Source organism: Bifidobacterium breve DSM 20213 = JCM 1192 (assembly GCF_001025175.1).
Taxonomy (GTDB): Bacteria; Actinomycetota; Actinomycetes; order Actinomycetales; family Bifidobacteriaceae; genus Bifidobacterium; species Bifidobacterium breve.
In genome coordinates this window covers 563418-578046 of sequence record NZ_AP012324.1, presented here as the reverse complement: position 1 = coordinate 578046, position 14629 = coordinate 563418, and the positions used below count along the sequence as shown (strand labels likewise).

General features: G+C 60.2%; 12 protein-coding genes. All 12 read right to left on the bottom strand.

Features of this window, described 5'->3' with window-relative positions; genetic code table 11:
• Nucleotides 1-106: 106 nt before the first annotated feature.
• The 12 genes from BBBR_RS02275 to pepN all read right to left on the bottom strand — a co-directional run bounded on the left by BBBR_RS02275 (nt 107) and on the right by pepN (nt 14603).
• The gene (locus BBBR_RS02275; RefSeq protein ID WP_003828483.1) at nt 107-1048 is read right to left on the bottom strand and encodes an ABC transporter substrate-binding protein; all 942 of its coding nucleotides are present in this window, start codon (nt 1046-1048) and stop codon (nt 107-109) included.
• Nucleotides 1049-1181: 133 nt separating this feature from the next.
• Complete coding sequence (locus BBBR_RS02270) at nt 1182-2135, bottom strand: ABC transporter substrate-binding protein (RefSeq protein ID WP_003828481.1); 954 nt, start codon at nt 2133-2135, stop codon at nt 1182-1184.
• A 121-nt stretch (nt 2136-2256) separates the two neighbouring features.
• Entirely contained in the window at nt 2257-2733 is a 477-nt protein-coding gene (gene smpB, locus BBBR_RS02265) for an SsrA-binding protein SmpB (RefSeq protein ID WP_003828480.1), read from the bottom strand.
• 113 nt (nt 2734-2846) lie between these two features.
• On the bottom strand, nt 2847-4193 hold the full coding sequence (locus tag BBBR_RS02260; RefSeq protein WP_014484063.1) for a CHAP domain-containing protein: 1347 nt from the start codon (nt 4191-4193) through the stop codon (nt 2847-2849).
• A 78-nt stretch (nt 4194-4271) separates the two neighbouring features.
• Nucleotides 4272-5195, bottom strand: a complete 924-nt coding sequence (gene ftsX / locus BBBR_RS02255) for a permease-like cell division protein FtsX (RefSeq protein WP_003828477.1) — start codon at nt 5193-5195, stop codon at nt 4272-4274.
• A gap of 3 nt (nt 5196-5198) precedes the next feature.
• Nucleotides 5199-6395: a cell division ATP-binding protein FtsE gene (gene ftsE / locus BBBR_RS02250; RefSeq protein WP_003828475.1), complete on the bottom strand. Its 1197-nt coding sequence runs from the start codon at nt 6393-6395 to the stop codon at nt 5199-5201.
• Nucleotides 6396-6397: 2 nt separating this feature from the next.
• Entirely contained in the window at nt 6398-7522 is a 1125-nt protein-coding gene (gene prfB / locus BBBR_RS02245) for a peptide chain release factor 2 (protein WP_003828473.1), read from the bottom strand.
• A gap of 203 nt (nt 7523-7725) precedes the next feature.
• Nucleotides 7726-7857: a hypothetical protein gene (locus BBBR_RS11195; protein ID WP_003828472.1), complete on the bottom strand. Its 132-nt coding sequence runs from the start codon at nt 7855-7857 to the stop codon at nt 7726-7728.
• 16 nt (nt 7858-7873) lie between these two features.
• Complete coding sequence (locus BBBR_RS02240) at nt 7874-9328, bottom strand: 3'-5' exonuclease (RefSeq protein ID WP_003828470.1); 1455 nt, start codon at nt 9326-9328, stop codon at nt 7874-7876.
• Nucleotides 9325-9978, bottom strand: a complete 654-nt coding sequence (locus BBBR_RS02235; protein WP_003828469.1) for a peptide deformylase — start codon at nt 9976-9978, stop codon at nt 9325-9327. The genes BBBR_RS02240 and BBBR_RS02235 overlap by 4 nt, the downstream gene beginning before the upstream one ends.
• A 143-nt stretch (nt 9979-10121) precedes the next feature.
• A complete protein-coding gene (gene glmM / locus BBBR_RS02230; protein ID WP_032738150.1) occupies nt 10122-11507 on the bottom strand; it encodes a phosphoglucosamine mutase in 1386 nt (461 codons plus the stop codon).
• Nucleotides 11508-11993: 486 nt separating this feature from the next.
• Nucleotides 11994-14603, bottom strand: coding sequence for an aminopeptidase N (gene pepN, locus BBBR_RS02225; protein WP_003828465.1), 2610 nt, complete (start codon nt 14601-14603; stop codon nt 11994-11996).
• Between the last annotated feature and the right edge of the window lie 26 nt (nt 14604-14629).

Genomic DNA, 14629 nt, shown 5'->3' with positions numbered 1-14629 from the left:
CGATAGTTGCAACTAGCGTTGAACCTTAGCGCACAGATGGGGCGCCTGTGTTACATACAGTACGCCCCATCTGGATTGCTTGATGCTGATTGACCGCTGTGTACGCTCAGTCGACGGACGGGTTGATCTCGGCCTTGTCCAGAGCGCCGGATTCCACACCCCAGTGCTGGAGAATCTTGCCGTAGGTGCCGTCGTCCATGAGCTTCTGCATGGCCTTCTGCACGGCATCGGTGGTCTGGGAATCGCCCTTCTTGATGGCGATGGCGTTCGGCACGGAGTCGAAGTCCTTGCCGAGCTGTTCCAGCTGGCCCTCGGTCTGGGCGATGGCGTAGCCGACCACCGGGGAATCGGCGAAGAACACGTCGGCCTTGCCGGTCACCACGGCGGTGGTGGCGTCGGTCTGCTGCTTGGAGGACTGGATGGTGATGTCCTTCTTGCCGTCCGCCTTGCACTGCTTGGCGGTCTCATTGATGGCGTCCTCCTCGACGGTGCCGGTCTCGACGGCGACGTTCAGGCCGCACAGGTCATCCGGGTTCACGTTCTTGGGGTTGCCTTTGGCCACCGCGTAGCCCATGCCGGCGGTGAAGTAGGAGACGAAGTCCACGGACTGCATACGTTCCTTGGTGATGGTGAACGCGGCGATGCCGAGGTCATACTTGGTGCCGATGGCCGGGATGATGGTGTCGAAGTTGGAGGAGACGATTTCGGTGTCCAAACCGAAGATGTTGCCCAGCGCACGGGCGAGGTCCATGTCATAGCCGATCTGGGTCTTGCCGTCAGCGTCGAGGAATTCGGCCGGGGCGTAGGAAGGATTGGTGCCGATGGTGAGCTTGCCGTCCTTGGTCACGGATTCGGGCAGCAGGGCGGCGATGGCGTCGTCCTTCTTCACGGAGCTGACATCGTAGCTGGTGATGGTGGCGGCATCGGAACCCTTGGCGGAGTCCGTACCGGCATCGGCCTTGTCGGAGGTGCCGCAAGCGGCGGTGGCGAACAGCATGGCCGAGCTCAGCGCCATGGCCATCATGGACTTCAGTTTGGTGGACTGCATAATCGTTTCTTCTTCTCTCTTACGCCGTTTATGCGGCAACGATCAACGGTTAAGCATATTTATACACCACAGTGCATACATATACAAATAGACTCCCGCCGCAGAGCAACGGGAGTCTTCATAGTAACCGAAACTATTCGACGGACGGATTGATCTCGGCCTTGTCGACGGCACCGGAAGAGACGCCCCACGTGTCGAGGATCTTCTTATACGTGCCATCATCCATCAGCTTCTGGATGGCCTTCTGCACGGCTTCGGCGGTCTTGGAATCGCCCTTCTTGACGGCCACGGCCTCAGGGGTCACGCCAACATCCTCGCCGAGGGCCTCGAGCGTATCACCGGTCTGCTTGATGGCGTAGCCGGCAACCGGCGTATCGGCGTAGAAGATATCAGCCTTACCGGAAGCCACGGCGGTGGTCACATCGGTCTGCAGCTTGGATGACTGGATGTCGATGGCATCCTTACCGTCCGCCTTGCACTGCTCGTTATCCTTGTTGACTTCCTCTTCCTGGGTGGTACCGGTCTGCACAGCCACCTTCACGCCACACAGGTTGGAGGTATCGATCTTCTTCGGGTTGCCCTTCTGCACCACAAACGTGGAACCGGCCTTGAAGTAGGTCACGAAGTCCACGGCCTCCATGCGCTCCTTGGTCACGGTGAAGGAGGAGATGCCGATGTCGTACTTGGAGCCGACGGACGGGATAATCGAATCGAACGTGGAGGAGACGGTGTTTTCCTTCAGTCCGAACACTGCGGCCAGCGCCTTGGACAGGTCGACATCAAAGCCGACCGGGGTCCTGCCGTCCTCGGCCAGGAACTCGGCCGGGGCATAGGAAGTATCGGTGCCGACGGTCAGCGTGCCGTCTCCGGCCACGGAATCGGGCAGCAGCGCGGCGATCTCATCGTCTTTCTTGATGCCGCTGGTGTCGAAGCCTTGCGTGCTGGACGTGCTGGATGAATCTTTGGAATCAGCAGATTTGGATGCAGTGTCCGCGCTATCGCTCGTGCCGCAGGCGGCCACGGCGATCAGCATGGCGGCGCTCAGAGCTGCGGCCGCAGCGGATTGTATTCCCTTGCTTAGAGACATTGGATTTCCTCTCTCCGGATAGTCAGCTGGGCGGGTATGTTTCCCAGATGGCTCCAGAGATTAGGAGCGTTGTGCTACCAAAGCGTTAATCATGGACGAAAAAGTCCGCAACGTGGACAAATCAGTGACGCATGTTGGCATAGCGCATGGCGCGCAGGGCCTCGCGCTTGTCCTGCTCCTCACGTAGAGCCTGACGCTTGTCGAATTCCCTCTTGCCTCGGGCAAGGGCGATTTCCGCTTTGACGCGACCGTCCTTGAAATACAGGCTCAACGGCACAATCGTGTATCCCTTGGCCTCGATGCCGCGAGCGAGCTTCGTGATCTGCACGCGATGCAGCAACAGCTTACGCTTGCGCTTGGGCGCATGATTGTTCCATGTGCCGTTCAGGTATTCGGGGATATTCGCCCCCTCAAGCCACATCTCTCCACGGCGATCGATGGAAACGAACGCCTCGGACAGAGACGCGCGGCCTTCGCGCAATGACTTGACCTCAGTGCCGGTCAACGCCAATCCGGCCTCATACTTGTCTTCGATGGCGTAGTCGTGCCGGGCCTTCTTATTCTGCACGATCAGCTTTTCGCCGGCCTCCTTGGGCATGGGTTCCCTCCTTTCGTGGGTGCAACGCAACATATGAGAATATCATGAACCATCTGCACATACGAACAAGGCCCCAAACGGGGCCTTGCATAACGTAATTCGGTACAGCCGGATCAGTGAACGTACCAGTACTGACCGGGATTGTACAGAACGCGCTGGCTGACGATGAACTCGCCCTTGACGTTCATTTCGGAAATCAGAATCGAGTTGCCGTACACGGCTTCCACCACGGCCACGTGACCGTAGTAGCCATCAGCGCCAGCCACACCCGGCGGGAAGGAGAGAGCCGCGCCAACCTGCGGGCTGTGATCCACCCGCAAACCGTATTGGGGAGCGTAAATGTACCACTGGCCGCCATTGTGCAGGAACGATGGCGTGCCGATGCCCATCTCCTTACGCCGGTTGTACGCATACCACGTGCATTGGCCGGCCACATACCGGTTGCCGACATCACCATTCGAGGTGCCCTGTCCCGTGCTTCCGCCGGCAGACGTGCTGCCACCGGAGGGAGCGGACGGAGCAGGTGCGGAAGGAGCAGGTGCGGCCGAACCACCAGTGCTCTGCTGGCCGCTGCTGACCTGGCCGTTGGCGGTTGCCTGTTCCTTGATGTACTGCTGGTTGTAGGAATCCACCTGAGAAGCGATCAGCACGGTCTGCGCGGCCTGCTTCGCCGACTGGGACTTCAGGCTGGACACCATACCGGTCAGTTCATTGCGCCTGGCTTCGCCCTCCTGGCGCAGCTGTTCCAGAGCATCACGCTCATTTTGCGCGGTTTCCGCGGCGCTCTGAGCCGCGGCGGCCTTGTTGTCGGCCTGGGTCTTCAGTGTGGCGATCTGCTTCTCGATCGCGTCCAGACGCTCGCTGCGGTTCATCGAGGTATTAAGCTCGGTGGCCGCTGAGGAGGCAGCATTAGCCTCGTTACGAGACAGTGCGTCACGCGACTGCATCGAGTTGACGAAGTCCTTGGTACTCGAGGCACCAGTGACCACGCTCATAATCTCCGAGGCATCGGAACCATGCTGCTCTTCACGGGCCAATTGGGCCACAGCGGCATGGGCGTCGTCGTAGTCCTTACCGGTTTTCTCGATCTGAGCCTCGAGATCTTCCTTGTCCTTCTGCGCGGCTTCCAGTCTTGAGGCAGCGGCATCGGCTTCTTCCTGAGCCGTGGCGGCGTCGGCATTGGCCTGGGTGACTTTATCCTGCGCGGCGACGATCTTGTTGTTGGTCAGATCATCCAATTCCATGATCTTGTCGGCCAGTTCGGTGCTCGCACCGGCTAGCTGCTGCTTTAGATGGGCTTCACGCTGCACGGATGCGGCATGCTGGCTCTGCGCATTGACCAAATTCGAATAGGTGTTTGCCCGCGCCGGCTGAACAGGGCTGGCCAGCAGCCCGGCCACGCATATGGCGCTGGCCGCGCATGCGGCCAACACTGGCCTCATCGTTTTCGCCTTAGTCATATAAATCCTTTCCGTCGCAATAGACCACACCATAACATGCGAATCTGGGAACGCCACCCGCAGTGAGTGTGATACGTCTTACGCGCGAAGGTACCGTCGCAGAGAAATGGTGGAGGCAATCACCGAAAGCAGCACCGCCCCCACGACCAGGAACGGGGAAATCAGCAGCACGGTCATCTGATTCACGTACGGAATCCAAGTCACTGATTGAGCCAACCACCCGGTGATGAACACATGCACGATTACCGACAACATCACGCAGGAGAGTATCGAACCGATACCGGAAGCGATGGCGCCTTCCAAGATGAAGGGCAGACGAATCGTCCAGTTCGAGGCACCCACGTACCGCATGATTTCGGTTTCAGTGCGTCTGGATGCTGCGGACATGCGAATCGTAGTACCGGTCAGCAGGATGGCCACCAACACCATTACGCCTGCCAGAACGGCCGTGACCGCAGTGGCGCGATTCAGAATGGCGAATACGGGATCGAAGATCTGCCGCTGATCGGTGACGTCTTCCACGCCCTCCTTACTGGAGAGCACTTCGGCGACCACCTGATACTTGGTGGGGTCCTTGAGCTTCAGCCACAGGGAATCCTGCATATCGTCGGCAGTCAGCGTACGACCTTGGAATTCGCCATTCGGGTACTGCTTGGTGAAGGTGTTGTTGTAGAAGTCCTGCTTGCTCACATAGTTGATGTTGGACACCACATCGTTGAGCTCGTCGCGGATGGTCTTCTGCAGTGCCGTGATTTCGGCCGCAGACGGCGACTTACCGGATGCGCAGTTGGCGGACTGGCTCGTACCATCCGGGCACAGCCAAACCACGACTTCGACCTTGTCATACCAATCGCCCTTGGCCTTGGTGATCTGGGCCTGAGTAAGCACGGAAGCGCCGATGAACAGGAATGAGATGAACGTGACCAGCATGAGCGAGAGCAGCATGGACAGGTTACGCCTCAGATTGGTTCCTGTTTCAGACAGGATGAATCGCATACGCATGGGCTACTCCTCCTTGCCTTCGCTGGTTGCACTCTGGGATTCGGCGCTCGGCGGCGCAGGTGGGGCTGGCGGAGCCGGCGGCATAGGCACCTCGTCTGCTTGCACTGACGAGGGCTCGGCCTGGTTCGTCCCTTCGCCGTCGCCGACGGACTGCTGCTCAGGTATCTCACCGGCAACGGACGTCTCCGGCACAGCGAGCGTTTCGGAAACCTCGACTGTCGTACTGCTGACACTTTCCTCGGGATGCAACGAATCGAAAGCCTGGGTGGCTTCGAGGGATGCAGCCTGCTCGTCCAAAGTCAGGCCCTTGCCCCATGTCAACGTGTCTTCCAACGGCGCAAAAGTCTCACCGTAGCGGCCGGTTCGCCCGGAATGCACGGAATTGGCCAGACGTGCGATGCCTTCGGACGGCTCGCCCTCCTCCGGCGCGGCGATGGCGTTGGTCCGGGCATCGGGGATGTGGTTGGCCCTGCCGAATTTAGCTTCGGCCTCGGCATCGGGGAAGTACAGGGCGGAATCGTAGGAACCGTGGGCCTCATCACGCACGATCTTGCCACCGTGCAGTTCGACAACGCGCTTGCGCATCGAGTTGACGATCTCTTCGTTATGTGTGGCCATCACGATGGTGGTGCCGGTACGGTTGATAGCGTCCAACACCTCCATAATGCCCAGCGATGTGGTCGGGTCAAGGTTGCCGGTGGGCTCGTCGGCCAACAGGATCTGCGGGTGGTTCACATACGCACGGGCGATGGCCACGCGCTGCTGCTCGCCACCGGACAGCTCATGCGGATAGTTCTTCTCTTTGCCGGTAAGACCCACGGTGTCCAGCACCTTGGGCACCAAAGACTTAATGGTGGAACGGCGGGTACCGATCACCTCGAGCGCGAACGCCACGTTCTCCCACACGGTTTTGTTGTTGAGCAGCTTGTAGTCCTGGAACACGAAGCCCAGCGTACGGCGGTAATGCGGCACCTGACGGTTGGCGATACGGCGCAAGTCGTTGCCGGCCACACGAATCTCACCGCTGGTGGCCTCCTCCTCGCGCAGCAGCAGGCTCAGCAGCGTGGTTTTACCGGATCCGGATGCGCCCACCAGGAACACGAAGTCGCCACGCTCTATGCTGAGGTTGATGCCATCAAGCGCGGGCCGAGTACCCTTGGGGTAAATCTTGGACACATCGTCCAATGCAATCAAAGCCATGATTACTCCTCGTTCTCGGCAGCACGACGCTGTTCATGACGCCAGCGGATGCCGGCTTCGATGAAGTTGTTGATGTCACCATCGAACACGGCCTGGGTCTGGCTGGTCTCGTAACCGGTACGCAGATCCTTGACCATCTGGTAGGGATGCAGCACGTAGGAACGCATCTGATCGCCCCAGCTGGCCTTGATGTCTCCGGCGAGCTCCTTCTTCTTCTTGGCCTCTTCCTCGTGTCGCAGCACCAGCAATCGGGACTGGAGCACGGCCATGGCGGAGGCGCGGTTCTGAATCTGCGAGCGCTCGTCCTGCATGGTGACCACGATGCCGGTGGGCAAGTGGGTGATGCGCACGGCGGAGTACGTGGTGTTCACACCCTGGCCGCCGGGGCCGGAGGAGCAGTAGGTGTCCACACGGATATCCGTGTCCGGAATGTCAACGTGATCGGTGGCCTCAACCAGAGGCACCACTTCCACAGCGGCGAAGCTGGTCTGGCGGCGGCCCTGATTGTCGAACGGGGAGATACGCACCAGACGGTGAGTGCCGCCTTCCACAGACAGTCGGCCATATGCATAAGGGGCGTCCACCTGGAACGTGGCGGACTTGATGCCGGCCTCTTCGGCGTAGGAGGTGTCCATGACCTTGGCCTTGAAGCCGTTGCGCTCGCAGTAGCGCAGGTACATGCGCAGCAGCATCTGCGCGAAGTCGGCGGCATCCACGCCACCCGCGCCGGAGCGGATGGTCACCACGGCGGAACGTTCGTCGTATTCGCCGTCAAGCAGGGTCTGTATCTCCATTTGGTCGAGATCCTTCTGAATCTCGCCGATCTCGTTCTGCGCCTCGTCCAGGGATTCCTGATCCTGTTCCTCCTGGCCGAGCTCGACGAGCGTCTCCACGTCGTCGATGCGCTGGGATGCGGAAGTCAGACGCTTGAGCTGCGATTCCGCTGCGGAGAGCTTGCTGGTGATTTTCTGTGCGTTGTCAGGGTTGTCCCACAATCCCGGAGCCGCCGCCTGCGCCTCAAGATCCTTGATATCCGCCTTGAGACGGTCCACATCCAACGCCTTGGCGATGGAATCGTACTTGGCGCGAGCTTCGCCAATCGCCTGGGTAAAGTCAAATTCTGCCATCGTGTCTTACCTTAACTGTTGATACTTCGAGTTTTCTTGGATGTCGCGTCCTCGTTGACAGCCTTCGCACATTCCGTAATGGTTCTGGCACCGCGATGTTGTGATGTCGTAAGAGTGTTTCTGCAGCCGATCAGCAGGCTTTTCTCGTCACTCCTTCTGCATCAGACGCGCTCAACCGCGGGCGCAAATGCACGAAGGCAACGTCAAAGACCTGCATAGATAGCAGGGACAATCAGGGAGCCAAGCATGGCAACAGCCACGACGATGCACACCACGCGCACGATGGTGCGGCGGCGGTTTTCGCGCTGTTGTCGGCTGTCCTGATATTCACTCACGAGGTCAGTAGTGTACTCACCACTTACGACCGCATGATTTGCCGCCCACGCCGCTTCTGCCGCCCGGACCCCACGGGCCCTGCCCCTGCGCCTTGAGGGTTGCGAGGTGGTGTTTCATGGCCACCAGCATGATATGCGTGTCTTCCAGTCCAAGATGCCGTTCGTTATGGGCTGAATCAAGCGCTCCCTGACGCTTGGCATAAGCATCAAGCGTGTTATCACCATAGGGGTGTTCATCGTTGGGCACTGAGCCAGGATCCCATTGCCTGCTCATGGGCAGGGTGTCGATGATGGTGATGCGACCGGCGCGATAGGCTTCGGCGTATCCGGCGACATTTAGCATGAACCAGCTGTGTTCGAAGGTGGCATTGTGCGCCACATATGGCTGCTGGGTCAGGCGCGCGAGCAGACCGGTCTGGGCTTCCGGCCATTCATCGAAAAGCCGATGACCGGCCTTGCTGCTGCGGTCTCGCACATCGATACCTGTGAGTTTGCGAATGAGTTCGTTGCCGAGAGCCGCATTGGCCGGGGGAACACCGAAGTCAAGGCGAGACTGGCCATAGGCGTCACCGGCATCGTAGTAGCCCTGCTCATACGCATAACCGTTCGGCACATCGGTCGGACGCGGACTGACCATGTTCATAAATTCAAAGCCGACATCGATGATGTAGTCGCGAGCCGGATCGGTACCGGTGGTTTCGATGTCGATGCCCATCACCATGTCCACGTCACGTCCCGGCAGGTAGGCATCACGCCAATCCGATTTGGGCTTATGCGCGGCGGCACCAGAACTTGACGAGTCATTGCTAAACAAGGTGACGCTCCCACCCGGTGCCGTTGCACCGGAGAGATTGGCACGAGCCATATCCACCCTACCCGCGTGGCTTTGCTCACGCTTGGCCCTGCGCCGTTCGGCTCTGGCGTTGAGAATCGCCGCGGAGCGGTCTTGGATATCGTCGAGGGTGATATCCACAGTGCCGGCAAAACCGTCCGCACCTTCAGCCTCGGCATCAAGTGTGCCTTGATTGGGATTTGCTGTGGCGCTGGAATACGGTTTGAGCACCGCTGCCATGCCTCTCCCCTGCCGTTCACGACTTACCTTCCACAGGTGCCGGCGCTCCCCCGCATCAAGCAAGGTGTTGATGGTGTCGTTCAATCGCCGATTGACATAAGCCAGTGCGCGTGGCAGACGGTAGGATGCGATGATTCGATCAAAGTCAGTCATGAATGCGGTGCTGCATTGCGCGATGATCGGCTCCAAGCGATCGCGCACGGCGTAGTCGGCTTTGAGTGCATCATGGATGGCTTGAGGGGCCGGATTGTCACCGGACGTGTGGCCAAGTCCGCCAAACAGGTCAAGCGAACGTACCCACCGCCAATCAATGGGGTTATCATCCGCGTCCTTGGTCATGACCATCGCCCACTGAGCGATGTCATCTTTGGCGGTCTCAAGCCAGGCGGAATCGGTCATAATGCAAAACCAAGTTCTTCGGCGGCCTCTGTGGGTACCGGATCGTCGCACCAGAGGTCTTCGAGATTTTCGCTGGTGGTCAGCGAACGGATTTCGGCCTTGTCGATGTATAGTTCGCCGCTCAGGTGATCGGTCTCGTGCTGGAAGATACGAGCCGGCCAACCGTGCAGCTGTTCGCTGTGATGTTTGCCGTCTTCATCGTCCCATTCAGCGGTGATGTCAAGCCAGCGCTTACGCACGGCCTGATAGCCATCAAAGCTCAGGCATCCCTCGAAGAAGCTGGTGGTCTTCTCCCCCACCGGCGTGTACTTGGGGTTGATGATCACATGGAACGGGAACTCGGCGATTTCACGCGGATCGTCCTCATCGTCACGCACATGGTCCTCGACTACGGCAAGCGCCAATCCGAGCCCGATCTGCGTGGCGGCCAAGCCCACTCCAGGCGCTTCGAGCATGGTGGTGTGCATGGTGTCGATGAGTTTGGCAAGCGTGCGCTTGGAAAGTTGGCCATTGTAGGCCACGGTCTGCTGGCGCAGCACTGGTTCACCAGCCTGCACGATGGGCAGAATCTGTTCTTTGCCGCCGGATTTAATCAGACGCTCGACATCGCGGTTAAGTTCCAAGTCTACTTTGGCGTTTTTTCCAAACATGTGTTTTCCTTTGCTGCTCCCGCTGGCGGGAGCTGTCGAATGGAATGAGACTGAGGGTGGTTCCATGCGGTTCAGCCTCATCAACCACTCTCAGCCAGCCTGCGGCTGACAGCTCCCGCCAGCGGGAGCAAAGCCGCGGTGTGTTATAGCGCCAGTTCTTCGGCCACGATCTTGGCGAGGCGGGTGCAGACTTCGTCGGCGTAGGCCTGGGTGGCTGCCTCGGCCATCACGCGCACGAGCGGCTCGGTGCCGGAGGGACGCAGCAGCACGCGGCCGGAGTCGCCCAGCAGCTGTTCCTCGTGGGCCACGGCTTCCTGGATGCGCTTGTTGGTGGCGGCGGCCTTCTTGTCGACGTTCGGCACGTTGATGAGGGTCTGCGGCAGCTGCGGGAAGTCTGCGGCAAGTTCCTTGAGGCTCTTGCCGGACTTGACGACCTCATTGCACAGGGTCAGGGCAGTAAGGGTGCCGTCGCCGGTGGTGGCGAACTCACGGTTGATCACATGGCCGGACTGTTCGCCGCCGAGGGAGTAATCGCCCTTGAGCATTTCTTCCAGCACGTAGCGATCACCCACGCCGGTTTCCACGGTCTTGATGCCCATGTCTTTCAGGGCGAGCTTCAGCCCGAGGTTGCTCATCACGGTGACCACGAGGGTGTTGTGGTTGAGCTTGCCTTCACGCTGCTTGGCGCGGGCGAGGATGCCCATGATCTGATCGCCGTTGATCATGTTGCCGTCTTCGTCCACTGCCAGGCAGCGATCGGCGTCACCGTCGAAAGCTACGCCCATCACAGCATCGGTGGCTTTGACCATGGCCTGCAGCTGCTCGGGGTGGGTGGAGCCGGCGTTCTTGTTGATGTTGTAGCCGTCCGGCGAGGCGTTGATCACGATGACGTCCGCGCCTGCGCGACGCAGCGCTTCGGGGGCCACCACGGAAGTGGCGCCGTTGGCGCAGTCGGCCACGATCTTCAGGCCCTTGAGCGGCTTGGGCTGGGTCTGGTCATCGTTCAGCGGCGCGATGGTGGAAACCAGATGGTCGATGTACAGGTTGGTGGCGGTGGTCTGGTCGTGGCTCACGCGGCCCACGCCGGCACCGGTCGGGCGGTCCCAGTCCTGGCCGAGCACGGCCTCGATGTCGTCTTCCTTCTGGTCGGGCAGCTTGAAGCCGCCGCGTGCGAAGAACTTGATGCCGTTGTCGGGCATCGGGTTGTGGGAGGCGGAAATCACGGCACCCATTTCGACGTTGAGCACGCTAGTCAGGTAGGCCACGCCAGGAGTGGGGATGATGCCGGCATCGATCACGTCGAAGCCGCCGGCAGACATGCCTGCGGACAGCGCGGAAGCCAGGAAATCACCGGAAACGCGGGTATCACGGCCCACCAGCGCACGGCGGCGGCCCTCGGGCTGGTCGTCCTGCGTACCGGCGTCACCGAGCACACGCACGGCGGCGTCGCCCAGATCCAGCGCCAGTCGTGCGGTCAAATCCCTATTGGCCAGTCCTCGTACGCCATCGGTTCCAAACATGTTCGGCATAATGAAGTTCCACTCCTTGTATCGCGTTACCCGCACCATCGTAGTCGCTGCGCTCCACCCCAAACACCAACCCAACGAAAAACCGCCACGGAATCTGCGCCGGGGGTCCATCAGCGAAGCAAATCATCGGATCAACCGAGGAAACACCCCACCGAACAACCCTCAGCGAAGCAAAACCACGAACCAGTCGAAAATTCACCCCGCTCACAGCCCCTCAGCGAAGCAAAACATCGAGCCGATTGAGGATGTACCCCACTGAGCAGTCACCAGCGAAGCAAAACCTCGACCAAACCGAGGAAACATCCCACTGAACGGCCCTCAGCGAAGCAAAACCCGCAATCATTCCCCGTATCCTTCCGCTCGTCGACCGGTACATTGCCGGCCTTGAGTGAGAATACGCTGTTGGGGATTGGTTGCGGGTTTTATGTTGGAATGTGGACGAGGTTCCTCGCGGAAGGGGCTCCCCTCAGAGAGGGGAGCCAGAAATCAGAGGGCCTCGTTGTATTCGCGGACCTTGAGGGTGCGGTGGGAGGAGGCCACGTTTTCGACGATCAGACGCTTCAGGGCGTTGTCGGCGGCAATGTGTTCCTCAAGCCAGGCGTCACCAAGCTTGGTCAGCGTGGCGGGATCGGCGTAGCCCGGGTACAGGCCGTTGAGCAACGCCTCGGCCATGTGATAGGTCTTGTTGGCCCAGATCCAGTCAACGGTCTCGAAATACTTGGCGGCAAACGGCTCGACCAAATCGGCTCGCGGAGTGGCGGAGAAGCCACGGGCCACGGCCTCAAGCTGGGAGTTGGTCAGTTCGTCGTTGTGCAGCGCCTGATCCCAAGCCCATTCCTTGGCCTCAACCGTGGCCATCGAAGCGCGAGCGCCGTAAGCGAACTCACGGTTTTCAGTGGTGTCCTTCTTGGCAAGCTGCGCGTCCACGTCCTCGTTGGTCATCTCGTTGACGGAGGTGAGCGACTGGACGATAGTCCATGTGAAGTTGTTGTCGATGTCCAGACCGTCCAGCGTCACGGTACCGTCCAGCAGACCACGCGCATTGGCGGCGAATGCCGCGTCACCCTCTTCGCCATAGCCCAGGTACGCGGTGGCAAGCTGGAACTGGGTGTCCGAACCGGCTTCGGCGGCGTTGGCCAGCGTCCACAGCTCGGCGGCCACGTGGCGCAGCACCTCCTCGCGACGTGCGGGGGCCACATAGTGGTGGGCGGTGGTGCTCATGCAGGCCAGTGCATAGCGGAAGGTGGTGGATTCGGTTTCCGTGGCCAGCAGACGCAGGGTCATGTCCACGAAGCGTTCGGCCGGGAATTCGCCGTCACGGGTCATATCCCAGAAGGCGAGCCAGGTCACGGCGCGGGCCAGAGCATCGTCGAAACGCTGCAGGTTGGCTTCGGCGAAGGCCTGAGACTCGGCATCGAAGCGAATCTTGGTGTAGGTCAGGTCATCGTCGTTAATCAGCACGAAGGCCGGGCGCTGCTTGCCGGCCGCGGCTTCGACGATGGTGGTCTCGCCGTCCACATCGAGCTCGAACTGTTCAGTGCGCACGATCTTGCCGGTCTCGGCATCTTCGTTGTAGAAACCGATGGCCAGACGATGCGGGCGCAGCACCGGGTGCTCGGCCGGGGCGCTCTGGGTGAGCTTGAGCTCGGCGATGGTGCCGTTGGCGTTCATCTTAATATCGGCGGCGATCGTATTGATGCCGGATTCCTCGAGCCACTTGGCGCTCCAGGCCTTCAGGTCACGGCCGGAGGTCTTCTCCAGCTCGCCCAGCAGGTCGGCCAGCGTGGCGTTGGAATAGGCATGGCGGATGAGGTAGTTGTGGATGCCTTCGAAGAAGCGCTCACGGCCCACGTAGAACACCAGCTGTTTCAAGACGGACGCGCCCTTGGCATAGGTGATGCCGTCGAAGTTGACGTAGGTGTCGTTGAGGTCGTTGATCGGGGCGACGATCGGATGCGTGGTGGGCAGCTGATCCTGACGCAGCGCCCAGCTCTTCTCGCCGGAGCAGAAGGTGGCCCAGGCATCGTGCCATTCGGTGGCCTCGGCGGTGGCCAGCGTGGAGGTGAACTCCGCGAAGGACTCGTTGAGCCACAGGTCGTTCCACCACTTCATGGTCACGTAGTCGCCAAACCACATGTGAGCCAGCTCGTGCAGCACGGTGACCACGCGGCGCTCGGCCAGCGCATCGGTCACCTTGGACTCGAACACGTAGGAGTCGCGGATGGTGACCATGCCGATGTTCTCCATGGCGCCCGCGTTGTATTCAGGCACGTAGATCTGGTCGAACTTGGCGTACGGATAAGGCACGCCCCAGGTCTTGGCGTAGAACGCGAAGCCCTTCTTGGTGATGTCGAACAGATAATCGACGTCCTTGGAGAAGGCCTCGGCCAGAGACTGGCGGCAGTACTGGGCCATCGGCACGGTACGGCCATCCTCGTTAAGGTATTCGGTGTGCCATTCGGCGTACGGGCCGGCGCAGATGGCGGTCAGGTAGGAGCTCATCACCGGGGTCGGCTGGAAGTCCCAGAGGCGGGTGCTTTCGTTCGGCTTATCGCCAAGTGTGCCGTCCAGGGTTTCGCGCGGATCGTCCTCGATGGTGGCGACCGGCATGTTGGAGGTGACGATCCAGCTGGCGGGAGCGAGCACCTTGAAATCGAAGGTGGCCTTCAGGTCAGGTTGGTCGAACACGGCGTAGACGCGGCGGGCATCCGGCACCTCGAACTGGGAGTACAGATAGATGTTGCCATCGGACGGGTCGACCGAACGGTGCAGGCCTTCGCCGGTGTTGGAGTAGCGGCACAGCGCCTCGACGGTGACCTCGTTCTTTTCCTTCAGATCCGTAAGCTCAATGCGGTTGTCCTGGAACGCCGTAGCCGGGTCCAGAGACTTGCCATTGAGCTCGATGGCGGTGACCTCATCGGCAATCAGGTCAAGGAATGTCGATGAACCAGGCTTCGCATTGAAGCAGATCAGCGCCTTGGAACCGAAGTTCTTCGGGCCAACCGTCAGGTCAAGGTCGATATGATAGTGAATCGGTGCCTCAACGATGGCCTTGCGTGCTTCGGCCTCGACACGAGTGAGATTGGAACCGGGCATGACTTCAATTACTCCTTACGGTCGTC

What these genes read in the sequence shown, in the direction of transcription:
- smpB (WP_003828480.1), bottom strand. Translation starts at nt 2,733, where the DNA reads ATGCCCAAGGAGGCCGGCGAAAAGCTGATCGTGCAGAATAAGAAGGCC.
- BBBR_RS02260 (WP_014484063.1), bottom strand. Translation starts at nt 4,193, where the DNA reads ATGACTAAGGCGAAAACGATGAGGCCAGTGTTGGCCGCATGCGCGGCC.
- glmM (WP_032738150.1), bottom strand. Translation starts at nt 11,507, where the DNA reads ATGCCGAACATGTTTGGAACCGATGGCGTACGAGGACTGGCCAATAGG.
- BBBR_RS02235 (WP_003828469.1), bottom strand. Translation starts at nt 9,978, where the DNA reads ATGTTTGGAAAAAACGCCAAAGTAGACTTGGAACTTAACCGCGATGTC.
- prfB (WP_003828473.1), bottom strand. Translation starts at nt 7,522, where the DNA reads ATGGCAGAATTTGACTTTACCCAGGCGATTGGCGAAGCTCGCGCCAAG.
- ftsE (WP_003828475.1), bottom strand. Translation starts at nt 6,395, where the DNA reads ATGGCTTTGATTGCATTGGACGATGTGTCCAAGATTTACCCCAAGGGT.
- BBBR_RS02275 (WP_003828483.1), bottom strand. Translation starts at nt 1,048, where the DNA reads ATGCAGTCCACCAAACTGAAGTCCATGATGGCCATGGCGCTGAGCTCG.
- pepN (WP_003828465.1), bottom strand. Translation starts at nt 14,603, where the DNA reads ATGCCCGGTTCCAATCTCACTCGTGTCGAGGCCGAAGCACGCAAGGCC.
- BBBR_RS02270 (WP_003828481.1), bottom strand. Translation starts at nt 2,135, where the DNA reads ATGTCTCTAAGCAAGGGAATACAATCCGCTGCGGCCGCAGCTCTGAGC.
- ftsX (WP_003828477.1), bottom strand. Translation starts at nt 5,195, where the DNA reads ATGCGTATGCGATTCATCCTGTCTGAAACAGGAACCAATCTGAGGCGT.
- BBBR_RS02240 (WP_003828470.1), bottom strand. Translation starts at nt 9,328, where the DNA reads ATGACCGATTCCGCCTGGCTTGAGACCGCCAAAGATGACATCGCTCAG.